Source organism: Pseudoalteromonas sp. C2R02 (assembly GCF_018860845.1).
Classification (GTDB): Bacteria; Pseudomonadota; Gammaproteobacteria; order Enterobacterales; family Alteromonadaceae; genus Pseudoalteromonas.
In genome coordinates, this window is sequence record NZ_JAHKQC010000044.1 from 79,406 (window position 1) to 105,571 (window position 26,166).

Sequence of the window (26,166 nt, forward strand, 5' to 3'; positions counted from 1 at the left end):
TCGTTAACTTTACTAGGTAAGTATGTTAAATATTTCTGATATTGCAGAGAATGTTATTTTTCTGTTTGAATTTTGGATCCAAACTAGTATTTATATTGCATTTCTCATGTCGCTAATAAGTAACCTTGTTATTTATTTTGTGTTGGCGTTAAGTATTGAAATAATTTCTAAAAAAGTCACAAAAAATAATGTTTTTGCGCAATTTATTGATGATCGCCCTTTTAAAAAAGGTCAAAAAGCCCAAGAAATAAAACATGGCGTGATTGCATGTATTGTTTTTTCTGTAGTGAGTCTCATAGCGCGCGTATTATTTGAAGGTGTATTACCTGACTCAATAATTCAAATGTGTATTGAAGTGTTGGTATTTACGATTTTTTACGAAACCTACTCTTATTTTGTTCACCGGTTATTACATACCAAGTTATTGAGAAAAGCGCATGCAGTGCATCATAAATCAATAAGAGTTTCACCATGGAGTGCATTTAGTGTTCATCCAATAGAAGCTTTTTTCATTAGTATGAGTGCGCCTTTATTTATGCTTTTATTTAATGTTCATCTCAGTATTATCTTTGCGTTTCATATTTTAGGCGTATTATTTACCATGATTTTGCATTCAAACTTGCAACTTAAACGCTCTATTTTGTTTAGTCGCGTGTTTAACAGCTATACACATCATCACAGCACGCATCATTTGGTTGGCAATGTAAATTTTGGCTTTGTAAATCAATTTTGGGATAAACTCTTAAAAACACATAATAAAAGCCACAATACATAATTTAATCGTTAATTAGTTAACTTACTAAAAGGTAAAAATGTACCATAATAATTCAAAAATATTTAAGGCAGACTCAGTAGCAAAAACGCTGATTCTTTGTATTTTGACTTTAGGCTGTTATTTGATTTATAAACTTTATTTTTTCTCTAAAGTCATTAATCACAATACAGAACTTAATATATCAAAGGTATTTATTTTTGTTACCATTTCATTTTTCAGCTTTTCTTTTGTTAGCTTGATTTATGGTTTAATTAACTTTGATGATCCACTTATATTTAAAAGTCATTTAGTGATTCATATTATTTCAAGTATTTTAGATGTTACTTGGATCATCAAGGTGCGAAATCGTATCAATATTATCATTGGTGCAAATAAGGGTGATAAAGATTGGCTTAATCCTTATATCACTTCTCTTTTTCATGTGATTTATATGCAATATAAAATCAACCAAAGTTTAATCAAACCTTAAATGCTTTATTAATAGATTAAATAAAAGGTATAAACATACCTTTTAGCTCATCATAATTTTGTTGCAGAGTATTTTATACCGGCTTTTACACCACATTGATGTTTGTGTGTATTTTTAAAAGTGACTGGTACAGTTTGACCACAGGGTAATTGGTTATAGTTAGGTGGAAGATTAGGTCCACATTTTTGTACATCAAAATGTAAATGAGGACCGGTACTTTCACCTGTATTACCACTTAAGCCTATAACATCACCCGCTTTTACGATATCACCTTGCTCTACTAATGCGCCATTATGCGTTAAATGAAAATACCTTGCGATCGTACCATCATCATGTTTGATGAAAACGTAGTTTTCTTCTAAATCGATATTATTGCCATCTTTAAAGTGCTCTCTAATACTAACAACTTTGCCAGCTCTTGCTGCTAGCACTTTTGTTCCTATTGGCATCGGGAAATCAACCGCATACAAACCAACACCATGATTTGATTTACGATAATGTTCAGTTGATGCGAATACCGTGTGGCTGGTGCCTATTTTATAAGGTAATAAATACGGTGTATCTTGTTGTGTTGGAAATACGGCACAATCAATCTCTGGTTTAGAGCAAGCAGTTGAAGATATCGCCAATAATAAAGTTGTTATAAATAATTGCTTTTTCATATATTTCACCTCTCTTTTTAATTAAGTTAGTCGCTGAGATTTAAATAAAGGTTTAAAGAGTGATAAAAAATGCAGTTTATGGATTTTATTTTATGTATTTTACTTTGGCTTTTCTAATATTAAAAAAGCCAAAGTTGGTACAGATTATCGGCAGTTAAAAGCTTACAATGACTTTTGCTTAAAACTCATTTTCATTGATAGTCCAGGGGTCATTCTCTGTACTTCAATTGTGCCTTGCTGTGCTAGTACCAGCTCATTTACTAAGGCCAAACCTATACCTGTGCCCTGGGTAGAGCGTGTTAATTCACTGCCTCCGCGATAAAATAGCTCAAAAATTTTATTTTGTTGTTCGGCACTAATACCTGTTCCGTAATCACGAATTTCCATCAGTATTTGATCTTTATTTTTAGGATCTGTTTTAAAAATAAAGTCTAATTTTTGTCTATTGATATCATTTATTAATTCGTTATCAAAAAACTTAACCGCGTTATCAGTTATATTGATCACAACTTGAGAAAATGCATCGATATCAACTAATAACAATACTTTGTCTGGTTGTTCAAAGTCACTAGATATATTTAACTGAAAATCATTGTTAACTAATAATGATGAAACTTTTGAACGAATAATATCAGTTAAAATGCTGAGCTTAGTATAATGCGGATCAACACTGTGTTGTGGTTGACTCAATTTTGAAAGTTGCAATATATTGTCTATTAAGCGAGATAAGCGTTCACTTTCACTATGGATAAACTCATAATATTCTGCTTTATAGTCTTCTGAGGGCACCATGCCAGATTTGAGCATTTCTGAATACATACGAATAGATGTCAAAGGTGTTTTTAGCTCATGGCTTACTGAAGAGACAAAGTTTAGCCTTTGGTCTGCTAATTTCAGTTGCTTTACACCAATACGATAAAAACCAATACAAGCTAAAACAATACCTATCATTAAAAAGCACATTAAGCTTATGCTGTAAATGGCAGTGGATGGTAATGAAAAACTTTTTGTTGAATAAGTAATTTTATAGCCTTTAAAAGGCCAATTTAACTCATGTTGGCTTATGAAAATTGGGTGTAATTCTGGGTTTAACTCCCTAATTTGGCTGGCTTGTGTTTTACCTTGTTGATTAACATTCGCTACAAAATAAGATTTTGTTGTATACGCGGTATTGGGTTCAAGTTTAACTGAAAGCGGATGATCCAGTTGAAGCATACCTAATACTCTTAGAATGCGACTACTTAAAAATTCATCAATATTAATCACAAAACCTTGCAGTTTATGTTTTTGATTCAGCTCTACAATACGATAAAAAATCAAATAATCTGGTACATCTGAAAAAAGAAAAAATCTCTCATTTAAATCCGGAAGTTTTGTATCTATCAATTTTTTTAAATCATTTGAACGAGCTGTAATTTTAAACAACTTATCAGCTAATATTTTGTTTTTATTGTATTCAGTATCACTTTTTAAATCTTCAGATTGAGCTATGATATCTGGCCAGATAGGGCTGTTAAACTGACCGTTTTGATCTATTTGAAAATAACCAATTAGGCCAGGGCTTCGCTCACTGTAATTGATTGTTGCAAGCTCTGATACAAAACGTGTCACCTGTTTACTTTCAGGGTTGTAGCTGTGCTGGTAATAGTTAAATGCAAGTGGGCTAATTGCATTTTCATACACAGCTCGTTTAAATAATCTTTTATTTATTGCGTATGTGACTGTATCAGATTTTCTTTGGGATTTAATTAATTGATCTTTCTCAATTAGATTAAGCCCTTGATAAAAAACCATACAGATAGGCACTAATACCAAAATTAAAAAGATTAAAGTAAAACAGCGTAATCGATTTACACGTTGTTGATAATTTAATAAACGTTTGTCTGAAAATAATTGTTTCATATTAAGACTGACAGCTAAATAGCTGGTATCCCTCCCCTCTTAAAGTAACTAAGTGTTCTGGCATCTTAGGGTCGCTTTCAATTTTTTTACGTATTTTAGCAATATGAATATCTACAGTGCGTGTATCTATATGTTCAGTTGATTTATAGCCCCAGACTTCTCTGAGTAATTCATCACGTGACACAGGTTTTTTTTGCTGATTTAAATAAGTTAAAATGGTGACTTCTCGGCGGGTATAACGCACTTCTTGTTTATAAGAAACCCCAGTTAATTTTTGTGTGCATATACTGACATTATCACCAATAGTCAGTTTATGGTCATTGCCAGATAAACCTGAACGTCTAATTAAAGCAGTGACTCTTAATACTAATTCGGAAGTTGAGAAAGGTTTTGCAAGGTAGTCGTCAGCACCTAAAGTGAGGCCGTTAATGATATCTTCTTCAGCATTTTTAGCCGTTAACATTAAAATAGGCTGAACTTGAGATTGTTGTCTTATCGCATTACATATTTCAAAACCGCTCATTGACGGCAGCATTACATCTAAAATAATACAACTATATTGACCATTTAAAGCGCGATTTAAACCGTTTTGACCATCCATTTCACTTTCTACTTCAAACCCGTGAAATACAAAGAGATCGGTTAACCCACGTAAAATGCTAGGTTCATCTTCAACGATCAGAAGTGTTGGTTTAATACTCATATTTTTCAAATCCTTTGCTTAATCAGTGAAACTATATCATGATTTTTTTAATCTCTAATGCAAAGTTTTGTAAAAGTTTCCTACTGTTATTTTTACTTTTCATGCCTATTTGCACTGTCATTTACTGACTAAGATACCCTTGAATTTAATAAAAGGGATCTAACAATGATAAACAGTGATACTCAATCTCGTCATCTTTTTAAACGCTCAGCTATTCGGCGCGCTATTTTATCCTGTATGCTGTTTAGTACAGGTCCTCTTTTATTGGGGTTTTCAAATGTCAGTTGTGCTAATGAGTCGCATACTGATACATCAAATACGGATAAATACGATGCCAACTTCTTTATGGTCTTTGAGCCTCAAACTTTATATGACATTTTAGAAAACACACCTGGTGCTAATAGTTTATTAAATTCAATGAACAGCACCTCACAAAACCGTGGGTTTGGTTCTGCAGGCGATCAAATCTTAATTAATAGTAAGCGAGTATCAGGCAAAGAAAATAGTCTGTCCCAAGAACTTGATAATATTCAAGCAAAAGATGTTGATTATATTGAACTGATACGTGGAACTAGATCTGACTTAGATGTACAAAGTGATGGCTTAATCATAAATGTTGTATTAAAACTAAACATTGAATCTTCCATTTTATGGACTCTTAGCTCAGTAAAAACCGCTGATATATCACGCCAAACTAAAGGGTCATTTATTTATAGCTCAGGCCTCGATAATCTAAAGTATAGAATAGGCTTAACCTATTCGGTTAATCCCACAGAATTGAGCTCTATAGAAGAGTTTGCTTCACAAGAACAAATTCATACACAAACTAATACTCGAGTACGTGAAAACTTATATAAATCAACACAATTATCGACCAAGTTAGAATATCAATATTCTGATACTACTTCGATTCAACTCAATGCCATTTTTGAAAAGATTCATGTTGATGCCACGATCAATAATGATATTGAGTATATAAATACTGATCCAACGGAAAATAAAGCGCTACTTTACGATTGGGAAAGAGATACTTGGGAGATAAGTGGTGATCTTACTCATGAACTTAATGATGATAATCAATTAAAACTATTATTTATTAGTAATAAATCAGACTCTGACGATAAAATTTGGCATAGTAAAGCAATCGGTGACAATGAATTTAAACCAGACTATCAGTTGCCACGCATTTATACTTCAAAAGAAAATGTATTACGCACCAATTGGCGCCATCAATTAAATACTAAACATAGTTTTGACTCAGGTGTCGAAGTCGCAATTAATCAATACGATGAAAAATTACAGTTTATCAGTCAATCAAATGAGCCTTATCATTCTACTGAATTAAATGATATTCAAGAAACACGATATGAAGCTTTTAGTAATTATAACTTTGCTATTTCGTCCGCTTTAAATTTGCAATCATCATTAATATATGAGCGTTCAACTATCGATGTTGAGACGGACTTATCACTGATCACAGACACGTTAAAAAATGCAAAAAGTGATGCATCTCGTACATTTAACTATTTAAAACCTAGGTTAAACATCAGATATGACTTGGATGACATCTATCAAGTGCGTTTTAACTACGAACGCACTGTAAGTCAGCTTAATCTAAAAGATTTTGTGCCTTGGTTTGACAGTTTTGAATCGCGACTTGAGGAGGCTAATCCTGATTTAAAACCTGAAGTACGAGATGAGTTTTCAGTCGGTTTTGAAAAACAATGGCAACAAACCAATGGCAGTATTACATTTACGCCCTACTACCATAAAATCAGTGATTTAATTAACGAAGTATTGCTATCTAAGCGCTCTGGCGATGGTAACATTGATAGCGCAAAAGAATATGGCGTTAAATTAGATACCAACTTTGGTTTAGAAGCGTTCGGACTTAATAATACTTTAATTAGTGCTAATTACACTTGGAGAGACAGCGAAATGATCCACCCTTTCACTGGTAAAAAATCACCTATTGAAAGAGTGAATCAAAATGAGTGGAATGTAAAATTAAGCCAAAATGAAGTACTGCCAGGTCTTTCGTTTAGCTTAACTTTAGATGATAAAAGCCGTTATGAATTTTATTACTATGATTATCAAGGCAATGTTGATACTAAAATATCAGCTAATGCTTTTATTGATTATCAAGTAAGTAAAAACCTTAAAGTACGCCTTAAAGGCGATAATTTACTTCATGATAAATACACAGTAAATAAAACCCGCCATACAGGTTTGTTTACTCAGAGTGATTTTTTAAGGCAGGAGCAAAGAGCAAATGAGCGCGCACCGAGATTCTCCCTCACATTAACAGGACAGTTTTAATTTTTATAATCATGGATAGTAAAAAAGTTAACTTGATTTATAAAAAAAGCGCGTAATTGCGCTTTTATCTATGTCAATGACCTATCTTAAATAAGTTATGCTAAATGAGCATTCATGATCAATTTTTAACTTTCTTTATTATGCTTGTATCTTTAGGGGCTTTTGTATACAAAGGCAGATATTACATGTAATTCGCATTACATATATCAAATCATCAATTACTAAATTTTTGTAAAAATAGGCTATCAGATTGAAAATTTTAATTACTGGGACCGCAGGTCGTGTAGGCCGTGCAATATATATTAATCTGATGAAAGAGCACGAGGTTATAGGAGTGATATAACACCTTGCTCAACAATGGATTTTGTTGGAGATATTCGCGATGAGAATTTTTTGAACAAGGCCTTGAGTGGCGTAGATGTGGCCATTCACTGTGCTGCACTACATGCGCCCCATATAGGGATAAAATCAGTTAATGAATTTGAAAATATAAATGTAAAAGCGACTCAAAACTTAGCATTAGAGGCTGTTAAGCATGGTATTGAACATTTTATATTTACCAGTACCACAGCTTTATATGGTTTCGCATCCACACCTAAAGGTGTTGCTGGTTGGATAGATGAAAAAGTAATACCACAGCCTAAAACGATTTATCACAAAACTAAAATTAAAGCTGAAAAAATACTAGAGAAAATCTCTGAAGATAATGGATTACCCGTTACGGTACTGCAAATGTCTCGCTGTTTTCCTGAACCTGCAGATTTAATGGCGGTATATCGTTTATCTCGTGGCATTGATGCACGAGATGTCGCGAGTGCTCATGCTTGTGCGATTGTAAAACGTTTAGCTGGTTTTCAGCGTTTTATTATATCTGGCAATACACCATTTAATAAAGGATGTTGTCAAAACCTACTTAATAATACGAATAATATTTTACGTGAATATACACCAGATTTAGTTGAGGATTTTGATGTCAGAGGTTGGTCTTTACCTAAAAGCTTAGATAGGTTTATGACTCAAGTTTGGCGCAAAAGGAGTTAAATTGGCGACCAAAATATGGATATCAAAGTGTATTTGATATGTTAGATAATGAGTCTGCAGAAGTACTTCCTGTCTTAAAGCCTAAAGCTGAAAAGTAGTCTGTTAGTTATCTATTTGAACAATATATCTGGCGCTTAGGCAGAGTTTTACTAAACTCAAAAAATACAAAGCTTGATAGGTGAGTTTCAGATGAAAATAATCATATCTACTAACATTAGATTCTCTTTGTGTAAGTTAAGGCGATGATTCTGATAAAAATGAGTTATTTAGATTATCACTGCTATTAATTTTAAGGAGTTTAAAATGTATCAAGCTACTTTATGCACTTGCCCAGATTTAGAAACAGCTAATAATATTGCAAAACAGATTATTGAAAATAAACTCGCTGCGTGTGTCAATATTTTACCTGGCATCACGTCTATTTACGCTTGGCAAGGAAAGGTTGAAACGGATAATGAAGTGTTAATGTTGATCAAAGGGTTAACTAAACACTTTGATGAATTATCATTATTAATTTCAGAATATCACCCCTATGAAGTACCTGAATTAATCGCTTTAGATATCCAGCAGGGGAATGAAAAGTTTTTTAAGTGGATTGATGAAGTTGTAAAGTAATTTCATTATAAGTAAGGCTTTTTATAGCGGTGGCAAATCCATTAGTTTGTTTAAGCACTGTGTTACTTGAGCCTTGCTAATATCATCATTGATGATCAATTCAATAGCGCGAAGTAATGTCATATGGTTATTTTCTATCATTAAATTAGCTTCACTTATTTTATTTGCTAAATGCAGTATGCTGGCTAAATCGTTAGTTTTATTAGTTACTTGTAGCTCTAAAGATTTAATCACCTCTTTGGGTAATTGCCATAATATTGCGGTTTGGATAGAGAGCCCTAAAGAGCATTGAGATAATGCTTGTTTAAAGCAATCACTGCCTATATTTGGTGCCTCTTTTGTATCAGTCAGATTTTGACTGATGCATTGAAAAGCAACAACTTTTCCTAAGTCATGAACTAAACCCATAAGGTAACAGTGAAATTGGCTGATCTCTTTTTGGTCTTTACTTAAAGTTTGACATAAAACAGCTGTTTCTAAGGAATGTTGCCAAATTACTGAACCAAATAATTTAAAGTGATATAAATTAATATTAAAAACCCCTTTTAATAGCACTGGCATCAGTATTGATATAATGCAATCTAAGCCTAAAATAGAAATTGCTTTTAAAAGGTTAGTGATGGGCTGACTTGTATGTTTGTAATAAGCACTATTAACAATAGAAAGTACTTTTGCTGCTAAAATAGGATCTTTATTTAGAATCGATTCTATTTTTATAAAATCGGTTTCTTCATTTTCTAATTCAATTAATAGCTGTGCGGCAATTTGAGGTAAAGAAGTAATATATTGGCTTATTTGCTCTCTTTCTTTTAGTAGATTATTCAGTTGATTTATAATATTAGACTCTAAAATACTCATATTTTCATTTCGAATGGGCATGTTTTCAAACATGATGTCGAAAATAATGGTATCTGGCATATTTATTATTTTATTTCTCACTAATCTACCTTAATTCAAGCTGATAGTACTTTTATTAAAGTATAGAAGTGATTACAGGTAATTAAACAATAAAGCAGTTAAAAAATTGACTGCTTTATTTTAAATTTATTAATGCCCTACTTTTTATCGAAAAGTTCTAATAAAGCATGAACGGTTGCTTCAACCCCACTTTTTATTGCTGGCGCAGGAGATATTTTAAAAAGAGGTGAATGATGACTAGGCACTGCAGGGCCCCCATTAGTTGCTCTTACGAAGTCTGCTTCAGGTGTACCGCCTACTTTAAAATATACACTTGGAATCATGGGAACTGTCGTAAAAAATGGAAAGTCTTCTGCTCCCATTCCCTTTGGAGGTTCGCTGACAACAAAGTTATCGCCCATTTTGTTCTGCCATACAGCTTTTAGTCTCCGTGCTAAGGTTTTATCATTTACTGTTGGTGGTAAAGACATATCAGAAACAGTGACTTCAGGAAGTTTATCTTCAGGTAATCCCGCTACTCTACCCATATTAATTGCAATGCGTTTTATACCATCTAAAAGTTTCTTTTTAGTTGCTTCATTAGTATTACGAACCGTTAGTTGTAAATGTGCTTTATCAGAAATAATATTATGTTTTGTGCCTGAATGAAATGAACCAACGGTAACTACGCCAGGTTCCCTTGGCGCTAATTCTCTTGAAACTAATGACTGTAGTGCAACAACGATTTGACTGGCAATATAAACAGGATCTTTGCCACTATGGGGTGATGCACCATGTGCTCCTATACCATGTACAATAATATCTACTGAATCGACACCCGCATAAGGAGAACCTTCGAGCACATTAACTACGCCTGCTTTTCCTTGGGCTTCTACATGAAATGCTAACGCATAATCTGGTGTACCGAACCTTTGCCATAAATTATCGTCCATCATGCCTTTAGCGCCTGGACCAACTTCTTCAGCTGGTTGACCTATCAACATTAAAGTGCCTGACCACTTATCTTTCATTTTTGCCATCAAACGCGCGGTACCAACTAAGCTGGTGATGTGAACATCATGGCCACAAGCATGCATTACAGGGACTCTTTTGCCTGTTATAGGACTGATTTGAGTGACTTTTGATGCATATGGTAGTCCTGATTTTTCTTCAACTGGCAGAGCGTCCATATCTGCGCGCATCATAACCAGTGGACCATCACCATTTTTTAATATCGCTACAACACCAGTACCACCCACTTTAGTTGTCACTTCAAAGCCCTGAGATGAGAGCTCTTTAGCTAACAGAGCTGATGTTTTATGCTCTAAGTTACTGAGTTCTGGGTTTTTATGGAAGTGAACAAATAAATTAGATAATTTTTTATCATAATCTGTGGATATAGATTGCTTTATAAAGTCAGAAGATAGCGTCTGAAAGCTGATTGCTGATAGCATAACTGCAGCTAATAATGATTTTTTCATAATTTTATCTCTTATTATTTTGTCCAGTATGTAATTTAGCTGAAATTTTGTCACCCACTTTTTTCTTCAGTTTAGGATATTTACTTGATAGTTTAATAGCTCTCAATATTAAATTTTTTAAGTAAAAAACATTATGATTAAACTTATTTGAGTATATGACTCGCCTTTTTCTCGAAGCCTAAAATGGTTATTAAATACATATAATGTTAAACATGAAGAGCATATTTTAACTTGGGATTAAATGTCATCAGACGCTTTATTGACTCTTAATCCTAAAAGGCAAGTGCCGACTTTATATGAAGATGGTACTGTAAAAACAGACTCCTTGTTAATTGCTTTAGAATACTTACCATTATCGCTAGATGCTAAATTATTTCGCTTGGCTGATTCTAATGTCGAGGCAGCTATTATATTTTTATTTAGGGCTAATTTATTAGAACAGAAATTTGGTCAGTCAGAACTAAGTTTGTTTATGCGAGATGCTGGTATCAGCACATTTAAAGCAAGTGTCGATCATCTTTTAGATTATTTAATTCATTCTGACGAAACCCTTGAATGTAACTTTGGTGCTGTATTATTGATGTCGACTATATTAGCTGCAATTTCTTTAGCTGATGAGTTAGTTGATTATAGAAAAAAAGAGTTATCTATTTATTTCAGTATGATCGAATCAGATAAGACATATGAAAAAATAATTACACAATATCAATGGGAAACTTCAAATGAACTGCCTTTTGAGTATAGTAAAATTGATAATAATAAGTGTTAGATTCTTAGACGGGAAAAAGTCTCATTAATGGTTAAAGTAAAGGGGGTTTACAGTATTTTAAATACATTTTCTTTATTCGTTTTGTTTCTTTAAATTCTTTGTTCAATTAAATGTAAGTGTCTTATCAATGGGACTATTTTATTTTAGGATGACACTCTTTCATTATTTTTAATGATGGTTTATTCCCTAAAGCATTAATATTTGAATAAACGATTGTAGTACTACCTTGCAGAGTATTTGATATGTCGATTATATGAGCCAGTTTATCATTAATATGCAAAGTTACAGTATGACCAAACATTGTTGGTTTGTAGTCACTTTTTAGATTGTGTTTGTTACCCCAGCCGTTAAAAATACACTTAGATACAAGCTCAGAATTATGTGGACTTGAAGTATCAAGCATGGGTATCGTTCTTCGTAATGCATCAGGAGAAACGGAGCATGCCGAAATCGCAGCTGAAATAGCAATAACAAAAATGAAAAGTGCTATTTTATTCATCGTTTCTCCTTAAAAAACCAGCAATGATACTTTTAACTTATTTAAACCAAGAGTGAATATAAAAGGGTCTGTTTAATCCAGTATAGTCTATTCATGTATCATTTATAGCTTCAAATTTTGAGTTCCATATAAATACTTAAAGGATCATATTGGTAGCTACCGAATTCATTACGTTCTTGAAACCCTATCTTTTTATATAAACTCAAAGCTTCAGGTTGTTTAATACCTGCTTCCAGTCGAATAAGAGGCAATTTCTGTTTTTTAGCATGATCTATTAATACATTAAGAATAGTTTTTGGAATCCCTTGTCCTCGGTACGCTTCTTTTACATAAATTCGTTTAAGTTCACCATAAATATCGTCATTGTGTTTATTTACTATTGCACCACATCCCAGGATATTTTTATCTTTAACGACTCCTATAAAGTGTACATTGTCTTTTTTAAGTTCTTCAATAGAAAGAAGCTGATTGCTCTCTTGCGGGTAAAGAGAGTTCATTAAGTTATCAATGTCTTTAATTATTTATTGAACTTGGTTTGTTGTTGGGTCTAGCGTCACGATTTCCATTTGTTTTACTTCCATTCTTAGTCAGTTCGATATTTATTCAGTTTCGGTTCAGTTTACTGAACTAAGTTTATATTAACTAATGAAACCGTTATATTCTATGAATTAGGATCTTTGCGATGAAACATATTAATTTCCTTACTTATCTACTTCCTCAATTTATCATAAAAGCAATATTAATCACTTTATCTATATTTATTATAGGTTGTGCAGATAGAACACCAATCGTTGATACCAAAGGCATTGATATTGCTGTTTATGAAAAAGACTTATCTGAATGCCAAACTTATGCCAATCAAGTTAGTACAGGTGAATCTGCGGCAAAACATGGTACTGTGGGCGCGGTTACTGGCGCTGTGCTTGGTGCTATAATTGGTAATAGCACAACTGCCGGACAAGGAGCAGGTGTTGGCGCGGTAACAGGCTCTGTTAAAGGCGGTCAAAGAGCTGAGCATAAAAAAGAGCATGTAATAAGAAACTGTTTGAGAGGTCGAGGCTACCGTGTACTTGGATAGCGCCTTATATCACTGTGAACACGCATTAAAATAGTAGAGTTAAAGCTCTGCTTTTTTTGTGTGTAATACAATATCCATTTCAACACCTTCAACACGAGAATAAACCACATGTTTTGCATCTTTAGAGCTTGAAACAGTTAAAGGCACATTTATATCATGCTCGTAAAAGCCTATTTGGCTTATCTCTTTATTTTCTTTTGTTTCAAATAGGTAAAAATACAAATATAGTTTGTGACCTTGCTGTAATACATAATAAATACCAATATCAGTTACTGCCGGTCGATATAAATGAATTGAAGAAGGCAAGGCATCTAATATAATAAAGTCATCAATATTGTTAGCTAAATAACTATGTATTATTTTTCTATAGTGTGTGAATGATGGGTTAAGTGCTTTGATTTCATTCAAGCTCATTTCTTTTTCATCATTAAGCGTTAAATCTTCCTTGTGCAAATAATTACTGGTTAGCTGTAAGTCGTAAGCCCATTTTTGCCAATTATTGTTTGAATTTTTAGCATTAAAAAATACTTTTCGGCTATCTTTTGACCACTGAACTTTTTCTAAATCTTGAAATCCAGAAATAATAGGAACGAGTTTACGCGAAAATGTATTGATCAAATAAATATTATGCTCTGTGTCGGCAACTAATAAGTTATCTCCGCTTGGTGACCATAATAAATAACTGACCGTGATATTTTCTGGTAAGTTTGCCAGTACTGTCGCTGCTTTTTTTTGTTTGTGCTTTAACCAAATTTCGATATAACGAAAGCCATCAAGTCCACGCCTTTGATAAGATACAAAAGCTGTTTGTAAACCATCATCGGATATTGCTGGTAATACATCTAGGCGTGCAGAAGAAGATAGTTGCAACCGGTTATCGTTAGTTTGTTTTTCAAAATCTGTTAAGGTTAAGTCGTATAAATTAACACTTGCCATACCTTCGCTATGAGCAACATCCCCTGTTATGGGATTTATTGCTAGATCAGCTATAAATCCAGCGGGTTGATGTATTAATTGCATATTATCAGCATTACTAAAGTGCCTTAAAGCTTCGTTGCCAATCCAAAACCCTGTGTGTGCTAAATCCCAATTCACACCCCAAAATACTTGTTTTGATTGTAATAATAGTACTGAACTATGTGTTTTTAAATCGACTTTACTCAGTTCAAATGCTTGGTTTTTCTTTTGCACTATCAGCATGTTTTGCTTTGCATTGATATCCATTTCAATCGGCTGATATTGATTGAGTATTTCACGGTCTTTTTCTTGCGGGTACGTACTCAAATTTAAAGTGATTTCAACTAGTTTTGGCGCATCATCATGCCATTCACTGGTATATAGGGTTGATTGAACTGGCCAGTGAATTTTACTTCTTCTAAAGCCTGGTTGGCAGTCAGCCATATGAAAATCAGGGCTTAAACGCCAAGTTTCTACAGGATTGCTTACCGACATAATACGAATGGTACAACTAATAGGATCATGACGATAATAAGCTAGCCACTTACCATCGGGCGACCATACAGGGGCTTGTTCACTGTAACCTGAGCTTTTTATTGAATGCAGGGCTTTGCTTTGAGCATCATATATAACTAAATCCATTTGGCTGCGATTGTTTGCAGTCTGGCTAAAAGCGAGATATCTGCCATTGGGAGAGTAACGTAAAAATACTTCGGCACCCGGAACTGACGTTAATCGACTTTGATAGCTGTAGTTACTCTCTTGTGGTGTTTCTAAGGTTAATAAGTGCCAAAAATAGCTAAGTGCTAGGCCCATAAATAAACCGAGTGACATGAAAATAGCTAAAGTAGATTTATTTATTGTTGCTGGCTTTTCTTTTTGCTTTGTAGAGATATGGGCAATTAATTGATAACCGATGCGAGGTACTGTTTTTATGAATTTTGGTGTGCCTTTGTCATCTTGTAATGTTTTACGTAACTGAGTGATGAGTTGACTAACAGAGTTATCGCTAACAATGACATCAGGCCAAATTTCTTGCATTATCTTATCGCGAGAAATTGCTTGGCCATAGTTGTCGAATAACAATTTTAATAATGTGATTTGTTTTGCTTCTACGCCATACCAAACCTTGTCGATTCGCAATTTTAAAGCTGCAAAATCAACCTCAATGTCATTTAGTTTGACTTGGTTTGATAAGTTAATAAACACATCCAAAAATATTACATTCGTTATCGACTGGTTAATTGGCTAAACACAGAGTATTATGGTCAAGCGTTTATTTTAAGCTTGTTCCGTTTTCATATCAATAAATTCTAACATTAAAAACAAGCACTTATAATTAATAAAAATGAAAGCGTTTAAGATGAGTTCAAATGACAATTAAAGAGGCGATACAACGATGAAGTTACCAACCTATTTATATGCTTTTATCTATATGATTTGTATGTCTTTTTCATTTTATTTGTTTGCTAGTCAAAAAGAGACTTCATCTAAAAGCACGCCATCAGAAAATATCTTAGAAACGATTCAAATTAGGGGGGTTCATGACAGCGTTGTCAGGTCGTTGAGTAATAAACGTGCGTCAGGGTCTATTTCTGATGTGATAAGTGCTGATGAAATCGGTAAATTTCCAGATAAAAATGTAGCAGAATCATTACAAAGGGTCACTGGTATTTCATTAACGCGCGTAATGGGTGAAGGTGAACGCATTGGTGTACGAGGAACAACACCTGGTCAAAATAAAACATATTTAAATAATCAAAATATCGCATCGGCAGATTGGTGGATTTCTTCACAACCAAATCGCGGCTTTAATTTCACTATGTTACCCGCCGAGCTAGTATCTATTTTGGAAGTCATTAAAACACCGCAAGCAGATCAAGATGAAGGCTCTTTAGGAGGCTCTATCAATATCAAAACCCATCAGCCATTAAGTACTGATGATGATAAGTTTATAGCGACATTACAATATCAATATAATGATTTGTCGGATAAGTTTGATCCACAATTTTCAACTTTATATAATTGGCATAATGATGCCCATAACTTAGGTATGTTAGTTACTTTTACTCATCAAGAACGTAGTTTACGGCGCGATGGGTTAGAGTCTTGGGGTTGGCATGATGAAAACTATAATATTAATGAACAAGGCAATTTAGCACCCACAAATATCGCAAAGGCAGATCTTACAAATATATGGACGCCTAGTGGCGGTGGTTCAGCCGTTTTTCAACAACAACGAAAACGTACAAGTGCTACTATCAGCCTTGAATATCAACCTTCATTAGATTGGCACTTTAAACTTGATGCGCTTTATTCTGTTTTAGATGCTGACAATACCAATCAAAACTTTTTGTGGCAGCCAAATAATGTATATGCGGGCGGTGGATCTGTAAGTGATTATGAAATTATTGATAATACGTTAGCTTCAGCTACCTACTCTAAAGTATCTGCTGATAATGTAAGGCCATATAATACTTCAATGGAAGCGATATGGCGTAATTCTCAAATAGATACTTCAAGCATTAATTTGCAATTAAGTCACCAAAACACCCTTTGGCATAATCAATATCAAATTGGTTTTACAAAAGCGACCGGTGGTACCAGTGAAGATAATACTTCTCAATGGTCAGCAAATACCGCTTTTTCAGTTGATACCAGAGATTTTAAAAACATTAAAACAGATTATGACGTTTCACCAACAGACTCATCTGCTTGGTTTATATCTCAAGTAAGACAAGACTCATTAGATTCGCAAGATCAAGAGTGGTATTTTCAAGGTGATTTTGAACGTCCAATTGATCATAGTGTGATCAGCGCGATTAAATTTGGTGGTAAGTTTAGGCAACATCAAAGAGAGTTTATTCGCTACCGCTCTATTAATGGTAATTATAAGAATATAAAAGATGATTTGAACTGGACATTAGCTGATTTTTCAGCGCATATGCCTGAAGATTATTTATCTGGTATTGGTAATCAAGATACCCTAAAAAGTTACGCTTATGCTAATACATCACAGTTAAATTTAGAATATCAAGATTTTAACTTTATACGCATAGATGAGAAAGCCAGTCGCTTTGATATTAAAGAGCAAACGAGTGCCATTTATACAAAAGTTAACTTAGATGGTGATCGCTATAATGCCAATTTTGGTTTTAGGTTTGTAAATACATATCAAGTCGCAGCTGCTTATAAAAGAATCGCTTCACCAGGTGATTTAAACGATAACTTTATTTGGCAAGAAACAGATAAAAACTATAATGATTTTTTACCAAGCATTAATTTTAATTTTGATTTAACGCCAGATATGCAGCTAAGATTTTCTGCGGCGAGTGTGATGGCACGAGCACAATATCATCACCTAATGCCCTCTACTAATTACAATGTCACGCAAGCACAAGGGCAAGGTGGTAATCCACAGTTAGACCCATACCGTGCGAATCAATATGATGCTGCTTTTGAATGGTACTTTGAAGATGCTGGCTTATTTTCAGCTGCTGTATTTAGTAAAGATGTCACTTCATTTATTGAAATTATACGCCATCAAGAAATGCACGAAGGCATTTTAATGACAATAGATCGCCCTGAAAATGGTGCTGGCGGTATGCTTAGGGGTTTAGAGTTAAGCTTTCAAAAAGAAATATTATATGGGTTGGGACTTATTACAAATTATACCTTTGTTGATGGTACTCGCCATGCAAGTAGCTTAAATGATTATGTGCCAGGTACCTCTAAACATACTTTTAATATTACAGGATATTTTGAAAATGCATCATTTAGCTCTCGGTTGTCATACAACTATAGAACAGAGTTTGCCACTGGCATTGGCGAGCAAATAACAGATAACTTTGGACAGTTAGATGCTAATATTTCTTTTAGCCTTAATGAGCATTTTTCTTTAGTTGTTGAAGGTATAAATTTAAATAATGAAATGACTTACATTTACGAAAGGAATCACTACGCGCCTGTTGGTTTATACCAAAATGGTCGTCGTTTTTATGTTGGTGTCAGAGCTGAGTATTAGCTGTATTTAAAATCATTACGCAACTCTCAATCGGGTTTATATCAAAATGGTCGTCGTTTTTATGTTGGTGTCAGAGCTGAGTATTAGCTGTATTTAAAATCATTACGCAACTCTCAATCGGGTCTATACCAAAATGATCGTCGTTTTTATATTGGTGTCAGAGCTGAGTATTAGCTGTATTTAAAATCATTACGCAACTCTCAATCGGGTTTATATCAAAATGGTCGTCGTTTTTATGTTGGTGTCAGAGCTGAGTATTAGCTGTATTTAAAGTCATTACGCAACTCTCAATCGGGTCTATACCAAAATGGTCGTCGTTTTTATGTTGGTGTCAGAGCTGAGTATTAGCTGTATTTAAAATCATTACGCAACTCTCAATCGGGTTTATATCAAAATGGTCGTCGTTTTTATGTTGGTGTCAGAGCTGAGTATTAGCTGTATTTAAAATCATTACGCAATTCTCAATCGGGTTTATACCAAAATGGTCGTCGTTTTTATGTTGGCGTCAGAGCTGAGTATTAGCTGTATTAAAAATCATTACGCAACTCTCAATCGGGTTTATATCAAAATGGTCGTCGTTTTTATGTTGGTATCAGAGCTGAGTATTAGAGAGCTGAATTTTGAAAAGAAAGCACTAAGTGAAAAATAATATAGAAAAAGCGCTGTTTTAATCGAATCTAAGGTTTAACACCGTTTTTGCATCCATCATCTGCGCTTTGGTTTGTAGGTTCGACTTCAGTCGTACTTTTTACCATCGAAAGGCAAAATCTCTCCTACAAAATTATTACTTATCGACAATAGACCCCTGAATTTTTGATACAAGGTTGAACAAATTCGAACTTACAAAATAGGATTTAACAAATGTATCAAAGTGTTCGTCGCTTTTATGTCGGAATCAAAGTTGAGTAACTTTTGAAAGTTCCTTTTTTACCTTTATTTCTTTTCCTTCTAAATACGCTTTATGTACCACAAAACATAACTGTGTAATATTAACCTTAATAAATTTATGGTTTTTACCAATAACCAATACTTTACTACTATATACGATGAGATTCGTAATATGTAATATACCCTTTAATCAAGGGTTTAGGTGTTCTTGTGTGATTTTATTTTGTTAAAGAGATAGTTACATTTAATTATCTAGTTTACCTAAAAAGACAACACCTTTGTAATTATATGCAATCAATCACTGCGTCGTTGATTGTGGTTTGTTATACGGGATAGCAAACCATTTCTAAAAGGAAAATTGATAACATGGCAATGTCATCACAACAGGAAGTAACATTTTCAGAAAATGAACAACTAGTTTCAGTCACTGATACGAGTGGGATCATTACTTATGTGAACGAACATTTTTGTAAAATATCAGGGTATGCAAAAGAAGAACTCATAGGACAACATCATAATATTGTTCGCCATCCAGATATGCCTAAAGCGGCTTTTTCTGATTTATGGTCCAAGTTAAAGCGTGATGATTCATGGCGAGGCATGGTCAAAAATAGATGTAAAAATGGCGGTTATTACTGGGTTGATGCGTATGTGACGCCTGTATATGATGCTAACAGAGTTATCGGTTATCAATCTGTTAGAAATAAACCAAGTCAAAAGCATATCAGCTTAGCTAAAAATCTATACGACAAGTTAAATAGCAACAAAAGTGCAGGTTTTACATTACCGACAAAACATAGAGTATCAATTTCAGCTATCCTTACCTTGCTATTTGGTTTTGCTATATTTTCATTTTCTCAAAGCATTATTTCTACGGTACTATTTTTCGTTTTTATTACGTGTATATTTGCGTTGTTCGCTAACTTATCTTTACCTTTAAGCGCTTTTACCAAACAAGTCTCAAAAGAATTTGATAGCCCATCTAGACTGGTTTTCTCAGGAAAAGGTTTAACAGGCTTGTTAGATTATCCTAAGCACTTATTACAAGCCAAAATCACCACAATATTAGGTCGTTCAAAAGATCAAAGTGACCAATTAAAAGTGATTGCAGATGACCTTGAAGCGAATTCATCAACAGCGCTCAATGGCCTTCAAGAAGAGAATTCACACTTAGACCAATTGGCTACAGCTATCACCCAAATGAGTGCTACGATAGAAGAAGTCAGTAAAAATACAACAATTGCGTTTGAGAATGTGAATGATGTTCAAAGTAGATGTAATACAGCTATCGGTGTCATTGAAAATACACATCAAAGTGCCACATCTCTTGCTCAAGAGGTTGGTGAAGCGGCAAGTAAAGCTGATTCTTTAGTAACAGATGTGACACATATATCGAGTATCATGACTGAAATACAAGGCATCGCCGATCAAACAAATTTACTTGCACTAAACGCTGCAATTGAAGCTGCTCGTGCGGGAGAGCAAGGTCGGGGTTTTGCTGTTGTAGCCGATGAGGTTCGTTCACTAGCAAGTAGAACGCAAGAGGCGACTGGGCAAATTCAAGATTCTGTTGTTGGTTTACAAACTACATTATCCCAATGGCAGCAATTGATGTTAGCAAGCCAAGATAAAGCGAAACAGTCCCAGCAGGAATCAACTAACGCCAATCAAGAAATGCAAGGTGTGATAACTGTTATGAATAACCTTAACGATTTAACATCGCAAATAGCGACCGCTGCAGAAGAGCAAAGTGTGGTGGCTGATCAAATAAATCAGAGTGTCCATGTGATCAGAGATATTTCCTATCAAAATACTGAAATCGTATCTCAAGTCAATATATTGGGTGAGCAAGTTACCATTAGTGTTAATGAATTACATAACCTGTCGACAACATTTAGGTAAATCAATATGACTTCTTATTTTAGCCATTTATATAAAAAACAATCAGGTTATGAGCGTTATATTTGTGCTTTAGAAAGTATATATCAACGTATAGCACCTAAGCATTGTTTTATAGCTTCATTTGATAATGAAAATAATACTAGCCATAGCTTATATCATTTAAAGGATGGAGAAGTATCAGATAATTTCTCTTATCCGCTTGAAAACACCCCATGTGATATTGATCGCGCTTCTAACAAAATATGTTTTTTAGAAATAGACTTGCAAAAACAATTTCCAGAAGATGAAGTATTAGTGCAATGGAATGTTGATGGTTATTTAGCTGCTACTTTATGCTCACCAACAAATACGCCTGTTGGCATATTAGTCTGTTTATTTGAAAATAATCCAAATCTTAATGATGAAGATAAAAATTGGTTTAAAGAACTCAGTAATATCATAGCAACTGAATTTAATTACCAATTAAAATTTGAGCAGCAACAGCACTTGTTAAGTAGATTGAATATTGGAGAGTCTATAAGCAATATAGGTACATTGCAGTGGGAGTTAGATACAGATAAATTTGAATTTAGTGAGCAGTTATACCGTATATTTTCTTGTGCTCAAGTTGAAAACTTAAATTTAGCTCAGGTAATGAGTGTATTAAATTTTCAAGAAAATATTCAGCTTGAATCTAAACTTAATAAAATTAAGCAAAAAAAAATCACGCATTTAGATTTAGTTTTATCTAGAAAAGTTAATGGTCAACTGCAATATATTCAACTTAATGGGCAACTTAAAAGTGGGCAAGATAAACATGGTGATATATTTTTCGCCACGCTTAGAGATATTAGTGAAGAAAAAATAATTCATAAAGAACAAGAGCTAAGCGAAGTTGTATTTAATAATACAACTGAAGCGATAATGATCACAGATAAAAACAACTGCATTATAAAAGTAAACCCGGCTCTTGAAAGTCTAACAGGTTATAGACAAAAAGAATTATTAGGACTAACACCATCAGTATTTTCTGCAGGGAAACACGATCAAAAATACTATGATGACCTATGGTCTCACTTAGAGATAAAAGGATATTGGAAAGGCGAAATTTACAATAAACGTAAAAATGGCGAAACTTTCCTTGAAGAAATAATGATTAACGTTGTACATGATGATAATCAGGATATTTCTCATTATGTCGCTATTTTTAGGGATATCACACAATGGAAACTCACTGAAAAACGATTAACTTTTTTTGCTAATAATGACACGTTAACAGGACTCATAAATAGGCGCTCTTTCTCTCAAGTTTTATTAGAGAAAACACAGTCAGAACAAGGCAACCCTTTTGCTGTATTGTATTTAGATATAAATCGTTTTAAAGAAATTAATGATTTATACGGCCATGAAGTTGCGGATTTATTATTGTGTGAAGTAGCACAAAGGCTAAACCAAGTTGTTGATAATAATGATGTGGTATGTCGCCATAGTGGAGATCAATTTACTGTTTTAATTAATGACTTATCATGCATCGCCATAGAAGAAAAAGCGCAAGAAATTCATGATTTACTGGTTTCACCCTATATTTTTAACGATATCATAATTGAAATAATATTAAGAATGGGTATCGCACAATATCCTGAATCTGGCACTAATAGTTTTGAACTTTTACGTAATTCTAACCATGCAATGAGTAGTCTAAAACGTAAACAACGCACAGGCATTGCTGTTCATGATAAAGAAATTCATCAAAATTATTTAAGAAAAATTAATTTACGAAATGATTTAAAAGAAGCGATAAAAAACAGTGGTTTAAAGGTGTATTATCAGCCTATTTTAGCAAGTAATTCTAAAAAAGTTATTAAGCTAGAAGCCCTTGTTCGTTGGTTTCATCCTAAGCTCGGTTTTGTTTCTCCTGTTGAATTTATTCCTATTGCAGAAGAGTTTGGTTTAATTCACAAATTAGGTCTTTTTGTGGCACAGCAAGCTTGCCGCGATTTACAACATTTAAAATCCCTTGGTCATGATATTTCAGTATCTATTAACCGTTCTTTAAATGAGTTTAGACATGATGTTGATCAAAAACTCGAGTTTTTACAATTACTGAATAAGTTTAACTTAAGTGCCTCTGATATCACGATAGAAGTAACTGAATCTGTTGCGTTAAGTAGTAACTTGAATGCCAATGAAACTTTAGACAGTTTGCATGATTTAGGGTTTAAAATCGCACTTGATGATTTTTGTACTGGTTATTCTTCACTGAGTAACTTAATAGACTGTAAAGCTGATTATTTAAAAATAGATAAAAGTTTTGTGCAGTCCATAGAAACTGAAAAAAACCATCGAGCAGTTGTTGCAAGCCTCATAACTTTAGCCAATCAATTGGATATCCAGGTAATCGCTGAAGGTGTGGAAACACAAGCTCAAGCTGATCTTTTAACCAAGCTAGGTAGTAATTTATTACAAGGTTATTTATTTAATCCTGCATTACCTATAAAGGAGTGTGAGCAATATATATCCAGTCAGAATGGTGTTTAATTATCTCAATTTGAAATGAACAGCTCCTACACGGAGCTGTTCATATCGCTTATTTATTATTTAAACCATATACATAATCATTAATAGCTTGCCCGTTGATTATTGTATTTTGTAATAAAGTTTGCTCTCGGTTAAAGCCTAACTTTTCAAGTAACTTATATGAACCTAGATTATGAACTGAACATGTTGCTGTAAGCTTGTTAAGTTTAAGCGTATTAAAAGCATAGCCTTTAATAAGTGTTAATGCCTCAGCAGCAAAACCCTGCCCTTGCGCACTGTGTTTTAGCATAAAACCGACTTCAGCTATTTTATTGTGATGGTCTATTATTTTAATTCCAATATTACCTAGCTTTTCATTATTATCTATTTGATTGATGCTTAAAGTTAGCCAAGTATCACTAGTCTTATTCCAAGGTTTGGCTTTGATATAAAACGCTGTTTTAGCTTCTTCTAAGGTACTTATATCAAAAACGTGTTTCATGATATTTTCGTCCATAGACAGTTTAATAAATAAATCTAAATCAGAATTATTAAAGGGTAGTAATTTAATTCTTTTACCGAGTAGTTCCACCAAGTATTCTCTTTTTAATTATGATTTCTGAGATCTAAAATCCAGATTGCTGCTCAAAAATAACATATTAATTCAACTGTCTAAAGTTTTACTATACGAAGTTATTTAAAGTACCCTTTCAATTGGGTGCTAAACAGTTTGTTATATAACTTATTATACAAACTACTGCTTATTTGATCGGCAAGTTTAGAGTCTCTGATAGCTATTTGAGTTAAATCATCTTCACGTTCAACTGTTAATTTAGGCACTGGACCCGTTAAGGTCATTCTATGATTAACGATGCACTGGCCTGCAACTAACATCAGTGGGTTTAGGTGATTCTTTACTGCTTGCTCGACTTTATATTTATAACCAGGTTTACCAAAATCACTACAAATAAGGTTTACGATCACCCAAGTATCTGCACTCAGTAAAAAATAGCAGCCTAAAAGTGGGCTTTTCGCAAATATAGTATTATCAATTTCCCATGGCTTTTGGAATAAACCTTTTACCGCTTTCATTTCATCCCAGTCTTTTTTCAGTAAGTGCAAAGTTATAAGTAAACGTGAAGTCATGCCAATAATTGAAGCCGCTGTACCGGTAGCTGCTCCAGCATCAAGAAAGATACCTGCAGCTTTAGCGGTTGTTTCAATCGCATGAGTACCAGCATTTGCTGCACAGGCATTTCTTTCCCTTTCTATTAAGGTCTTTACAGCCAGAAAAGCAGCTGTTGGATCGCCTGGTAATAGCCCTTGTTTTGAATTTCTGATGCTATGAGCTGATTTTGCTGCAGATAAAGCAAGGTAACTATTATAGGTTGTCATTGAGGTCGAGTATGCTAAACCAACCCCAGGCGTAATTTGAGCGATAAAATCAGATAAACTTTTTCCTAAAATATCTTTTATTAGGGCCATCATGCCAGGATCTGTTGCTGCATTTCCTAAAATAAGATTAACGAGATTTTTTGCCTGACTATATGCTTGATTACCAACACTCGCACCTTGATAAACAGCTGTTGATGTTTCATATACTGTATAAAGTTTACTCGAAAGTTTTATCTCACGGCCTTGAAATAAATGAACAATATACTGGCGACGATGATCTTCCAAATAACGTATTGCAGTTTGATCTAACTCAGTCAGTTCAAATTCATTATTTATTTGTTTTATTAAATCAACAACAGCACCATTAGTATTTCGTATGCTATTTTTCCAAGTATGACCTTTCTTTTCTTGCCACACTGCTATTGCTGTTGATACTTCTAGCCTAAGATTCTGTGTTTTGCCATGTAAATGATAGTGTTTTAACTTATTATCAATATTTTTAAGCTCACTACTTCTTGGTTTATTAATGCCTGATTTTGTTCTTTGCAGCCAAAGACTATATTCCATCAGTTCTAACATGATACAGATCCTAAATTCGGTTTATGCTCTTAAATTGAGCTGTTGTTACTAACAATTTTCATAATAAAGAGCGCTTTATTTATTCGACCATCAATGATGTTAAATCCGTTTTTAAACAACGGAAGATGTTCATTTATTTATTAAATTAATAGCGATTTCAATACTTGAAGATGCCTAAATTATTGTCACATGAAAATAAGGAGGGAATATGTAAAAAGAAAAAATAATCTAAGTATTTCCTTTTAATTTATAAATTTATTACTGGTTGTTCGAACAGGTGTTTTTAATAAAATAAATGCTTCAGGTGTATATTTTTATATAGTGATTATTTCGTTTACTTTTAGATGTGTTTTTATCAACCTATGTTCCTGAAAAGGGTAAGGTGTTAATTTAAACTTTCATAATCAAAAGGTTAAAGTTTGATTGTTTAGGCGTAAATTCGATGGAATAGCCTTGATTATAATCGGAAATTATATCAGGAATTTAAGCAATGTAGTATTCAGTTTATAATTAAATCATGTAAGTTATACCTTTTTTATTTAGTTTATTTTAATGAAACAGTAAAAGTTAAGATATTTCAGTTATATATAAAACCCGTATTTAATACATGAAAAGTTAAGAACGGTTATTTAAAAAAGAGGCTATTTCATTACTTTTCTAATACTTTATAATGTAGGACTAAAGAATGAGTTTTACTTTTGTGGATAGAAATGAA

19 protein-coding genes and 1 pseudogene are annotated in these 26,166 nt (G+C 33.5%); 10 read left to right on the forward strand and 10 right to left on the reverse strand.

Annotation, left to right across the window (positions count from 1 at the left end; genetic code table 11):
- The first annotated feature begins 22 nt into the window (after positions 1-22).
- Both KO527_RS21880 and KO527_RS21885 read left to right on the forward strand, forming a co-directional pair.
- Positions 23-775, forward strand: coding sequence for a sterol desaturase family protein (locus KO527_RS21880; protein WP_252733972.1), 753 nt, complete (start codon positions 23-25; stop codon positions 773-775).
- Between the two features lie 121 nt (positions 776-896).
- Positions 897-1,244, forward strand: coding sequence for a hypothetical protein (locus KO527_RS21885; RefSeq protein WP_252733973.1), 348 nt, complete (start codon positions 897-899; stop codon positions 1,242-1,244).
- Positions 1,245-1,294: 50 nt separating this feature from the next.
- On the opposite strand, the gene KO527_RS26335 is transcribed toward KO527_RS21885, so the two are convergent.
- The 3 genes from KO527_RS26335 to KO527_RS21900 form a co-directional block, all read right to left on the reverse strand.
- Positions 1,295-1,906 (reverse strand): M23 family metallopeptidase, encoded by a 612-nt coding sequence (locus KO527_RS26335; protein ID WP_216042368.1) that lies wholly within the window; start codon positions 1,904-1,906, stop codon positions 1,295-1,297.
- A gap of 162 nt (positions 1,907-2,068) precedes the next feature.
- Positions 2,069-3,808, reverse strand: coding sequence for a HAMP domain-containing sensor histidine kinase (locus KO527_RS21895; protein ID WP_216042369.1), 1,740 nt, complete (start codon positions 3,806-3,808; stop codon positions 2,069-2,071).
- Between the two features lies 1 nt (position 3,809).
- Complete coding sequence (locus KO527_RS21900; protein WP_216042370.1) at positions 3,810-4,511, reverse strand: response regulator transcription factor; 702 nt, start codon at positions 4,509-4,511, stop codon at positions 3,810-3,812.
- A 165-nt stretch (positions 4,512-4,676) separates the two neighbouring features.
- Here KO527_RS21900 and KO527_RS21905 point away from each other — a divergent pair, with 165 nt between their 5' ends.
- From KO527_RS21905 to cutA, 3 genes and pseudogenes are all read left to right on the forward strand, one after another.
- On the forward strand, positions 4,677-6,830 hold the full coding sequence (locus KO527_RS21905) for a TonB-dependent receptor (protein WP_216042371.1): 2,154 nt from the start codon (positions 4,677-4,679) through the stop codon (positions 6,828-6,830).
- Positions 6,831-7,080: 250 nt separating this feature from the next.
- Positions 7,081-7,969: pseudogene (locus KO527_RS21910) on the forward strand (NAD(P)-dependent oxidoreductase).
- Positions 7,970-8,174: 205 nt separating this feature from the next.
- On the forward strand, positions 8,175-8,486 hold the full coding sequence (gene cutA / locus KO527_RS21915) for a divalent-cation tolerance protein CutA (RefSeq protein ID WP_216042372.1): 312 nt from the start codon (positions 8,175-8,177) through the stop codon (positions 8,484-8,486).
- Positions 8,487-8,507: 21 nt separating this feature from the next.
- Here the strand turns inward: cutA and KO527_RS21920 are convergent, their stop codons facing one another.
- Both KO527_RS21920 and KO527_RS21925 read right to left on the reverse strand, forming a co-directional pair.
- Complete coding sequence (locus KO527_RS21920) at positions 8,508-9,425, reverse strand: HDOD domain-containing protein (RefSeq protein WP_216042373.1); 918 nt, start codon at positions 9,423-9,425, stop codon at positions 8,508-8,510.
- A gap of 116 nt (positions 9,426-9,541) precedes the next feature.
- Entirely contained in the window at positions 9,542-10,864 is a 1,323-nt protein-coding gene (locus tag KO527_RS21925) for an amidohydrolase (RefSeq protein WP_216042374.1), read from the reverse strand.
- A gap of 241 nt (positions 10,865-11,105) precedes the next feature.
- Here KO527_RS21925 and KO527_RS21930 point away from each other — a divergent pair, with 241 nt between their 5' ends.
- Positions 11,106-11,633, forward strand: coding sequence for a hypothetical protein (locus KO527_RS21930; RefSeq protein ID WP_216042375.1), 528 nt, complete (start codon positions 11,106-11,108; stop codon positions 11,631-11,633).
- 133 nt (positions 11,634-11,766) lie between these two features.
- Here KO527_RS21930 and KO527_RS21935 read toward each other — a convergent pair whose 3' ends face one another.
- Together KO527_RS21935 and KO527_RS21940 are read right to left on the reverse strand one after the other, a co-directional pair.
- Positions 11,767-12,132 carry a hypothetical protein gene (locus KO527_RS21935; protein WP_216042376.1) on the reverse strand — a complete coding sequence of 122 codons (366 nt, stop codon included), beginning with the start codon at positions 12,130-12,132 and terminating at the stop codon, positions 11,767-11,769.
- Between the two features lie 110 nt (positions 12,133-12,242).
- Complete coding sequence (locus tag KO527_RS21940) at positions 12,243-12,629, reverse strand: GNAT family N-acetyltransferase (protein WP_252733975.1); 387 nt, start codon at positions 12,627-12,629, stop codon at positions 12,243-12,245.
- 185 nt (positions 12,630-12,814) lie between these two features.
- Between KO527_RS21940 and KO527_RS21945 the strand changes: the two genes are divergently transcribed.
- Complete coding sequence (locus KO527_RS21945) at positions 12,815-13,210, forward strand: YMGG-like glycine zipper-containing protein (protein ID WP_216042377.1); 396 nt, start codon at positions 12,815-12,817, stop codon at positions 13,208-13,210.
- Positions 13,211-13,249: 39 nt separating this feature from the next.
- Here the strand turns inward: KO527_RS21945 and KO527_RS21950 are convergent, their stop codons facing one another.
- Complete coding sequence (locus KO527_RS21950) at positions 13,250-15,376, reverse strand: winged helix-turn-helix domain-containing protein (RefSeq protein WP_216042378.1); 2,127 nt, start codon at positions 15,374-15,376, stop codon at positions 13,250-13,252.
- A 190-nt stretch (positions 15,377-15,566) separates the two neighbouring features.
- Between KO527_RS21950 and KO527_RS21955 the strand changes: the two genes are divergently transcribed.
- The 3 genes from KO527_RS21955 (at position 15,567) to KO527_RS21965 (ending at position 23,498) form a co-directional block, all read left to right on the forward strand.
- Positions 15,567-18,191 (forward strand): TonB-dependent receptor, encoded by a 2,625-nt coding sequence (locus KO527_RS21955; protein ID WP_252733979.1) that lies wholly within the window; start codon positions 15,567-15,569, stop codon positions 18,189-18,191.
- 1,254 nt (positions 18,192-19,445) lie between these two features.
- Positions 19,446-20,981, forward strand: a complete 1,536-nt coding sequence (locus tag KO527_RS21960) for a PAS domain-containing methyl-accepting chemotaxis protein (protein WP_216042379.1) — start codon at positions 19,446-19,448, stop codon at positions 20,979-20,981.
- Positions 20,982-20,987: 6 nt separating this feature from the next.
- Positions 20,988-23,498: a GGDEF domain-containing phosphodiesterase gene (locus KO527_RS21965; protein WP_216042380.1), complete on the forward strand. Its 2,511-nt coding sequence runs from the start codon at positions 20,988-20,990 to the stop codon at positions 23,496-23,498.
- Positions 23,499-23,547: 49 nt separating this feature from the next.
- On the opposite strand, the gene KO527_RS21970 is transcribed toward KO527_RS21965, so the two are convergent.
- Both KO527_RS21970 and KO527_RS21975 read right to left on the reverse strand, forming a co-directional pair.
- Positions 23,548-24,069, reverse strand: coding sequence for a GNAT family protein (locus KO527_RS21970; RefSeq protein ID WP_216042381.1), 522 nt, complete (start codon positions 24,067-24,069; stop codon positions 23,548-23,550).
- 101 nt (positions 24,070-24,170) lie between these two features.
- The gene (locus KO527_RS21975; protein ID WP_216042382.1) at positions 24,171-25,451 is read right to left on the reverse strand and encodes a hypothetical protein; all 1,281 of its coding nucleotides are present in this window, start codon (positions 25,449-25,451) and stop codon (positions 24,171-24,173) included.
- Positions 25,452-26,166 lie beyond the last annotated feature (715 nt).

What these genes read in the sequence shown, in the direction of transcription:
- KO527_RS21955 (WP_252733979.1), top strand. Translation starts at nt 15,567, where the DNA reads ATGAAGTTACCAACCTATTTATATGCTTTTATCTATATGATTTGTATG.
- KO527_RS21965 (WP_216042380.1), top strand. Translation starts at nt 20,988, where the DNA reads ATGACTTCTTATTTTAGCCATTTATATAAAAAACAATCAGGTTATGAG.
- KO527_RS21895 (WP_216042369.1), bottom strand. Translation starts at nt 3,808, where the DNA reads ATGAAACAATTATTTTCAGACAAACGTTTATTAAATTATCAACAACGT.
- KO527_RS21975 (WP_216042382.1), bottom strand. Translation starts at nt 25,451, where the DNA reads ATGTTAGAACTGATGGAATATAGTCTTTGGCTGCAAAGAACAAAATCA.
- KO527_RS21960 (WP_216042379.1), top strand. Translation starts at nt 19,446, where the DNA reads ATGGCAATGTCATCACAACAGGAAGTAACATTTTCAGAAAATGAACAA.
- KO527_RS21905 (WP_216042371.1), top strand. Translation starts at nt 4,677, where the DNA reads ATGATAAACAGTGATACTCAATCTCGTCATCTTTTTAAACGCTCAGCT.
- KO527_RS26335 (WP_216042368.1), bottom strand. Translation starts at nt 1,906, where the DNA reads ATGAAAAAGCAATTATTTATAACAACTTTATTATTGGCGATATCTTCA.
- cutA (WP_216042372.1), top strand. Translation starts at nt 8,175, where the DNA reads ATGTATCAAGCTACTTTATGCACTTGCCCAGATTTAGAAACAGCTAAT.
- KO527_RS21930 (WP_216042375.1), top strand. Translation starts at nt 11,106, where the DNA reads ATGTCATCAGACGCTTTATTGACTCTTAATCCTAAAAGGCAAGTGCCG.
- KO527_RS21940 (WP_252733975.1), bottom strand. Translation starts at nt 12,629, where the DNA reads ATGAACTCTCTTTACCCGCAAGAGAGCAATCAGCTTCTTTCTATTGAA.
- KO527_RS21945 (WP_216042377.1), top strand. Translation starts at nt 12,815, where the DNA reads ATGAAACATATTAATTTCCTTACTTATCTACTTCCTCAATTTATCATA.
- KO527_RS21935 (WP_216042376.1), bottom strand. Translation starts at nt 12,132, where the DNA reads ATGAATAAAATAGCACTTTTCATTTTTGTTATTGCTATTTCAGCTGCG.
- KO527_RS21900 (WP_216042370.1), bottom strand. Translation starts at nt 4,511, where the DNA reads ATGAGTATTAAACCAACACTTCTGATCGTTGAAGATGAACCTAGCATT.
- KO527_RS21925 (WP_216042374.1), bottom strand. Translation starts at nt 10,864, where the DNA reads ATGAAAAAATCATTATTAGCTGCAGTTATGCTATCAGCAATCAGCTTT.
- KO527_RS21880 (WP_252733972.1), top strand. Translation starts at nt 23, where the DNA reads ATGTTAAATATTTCTGATATTGCAGAGAATGTTATTTTTCTGTTTGAA.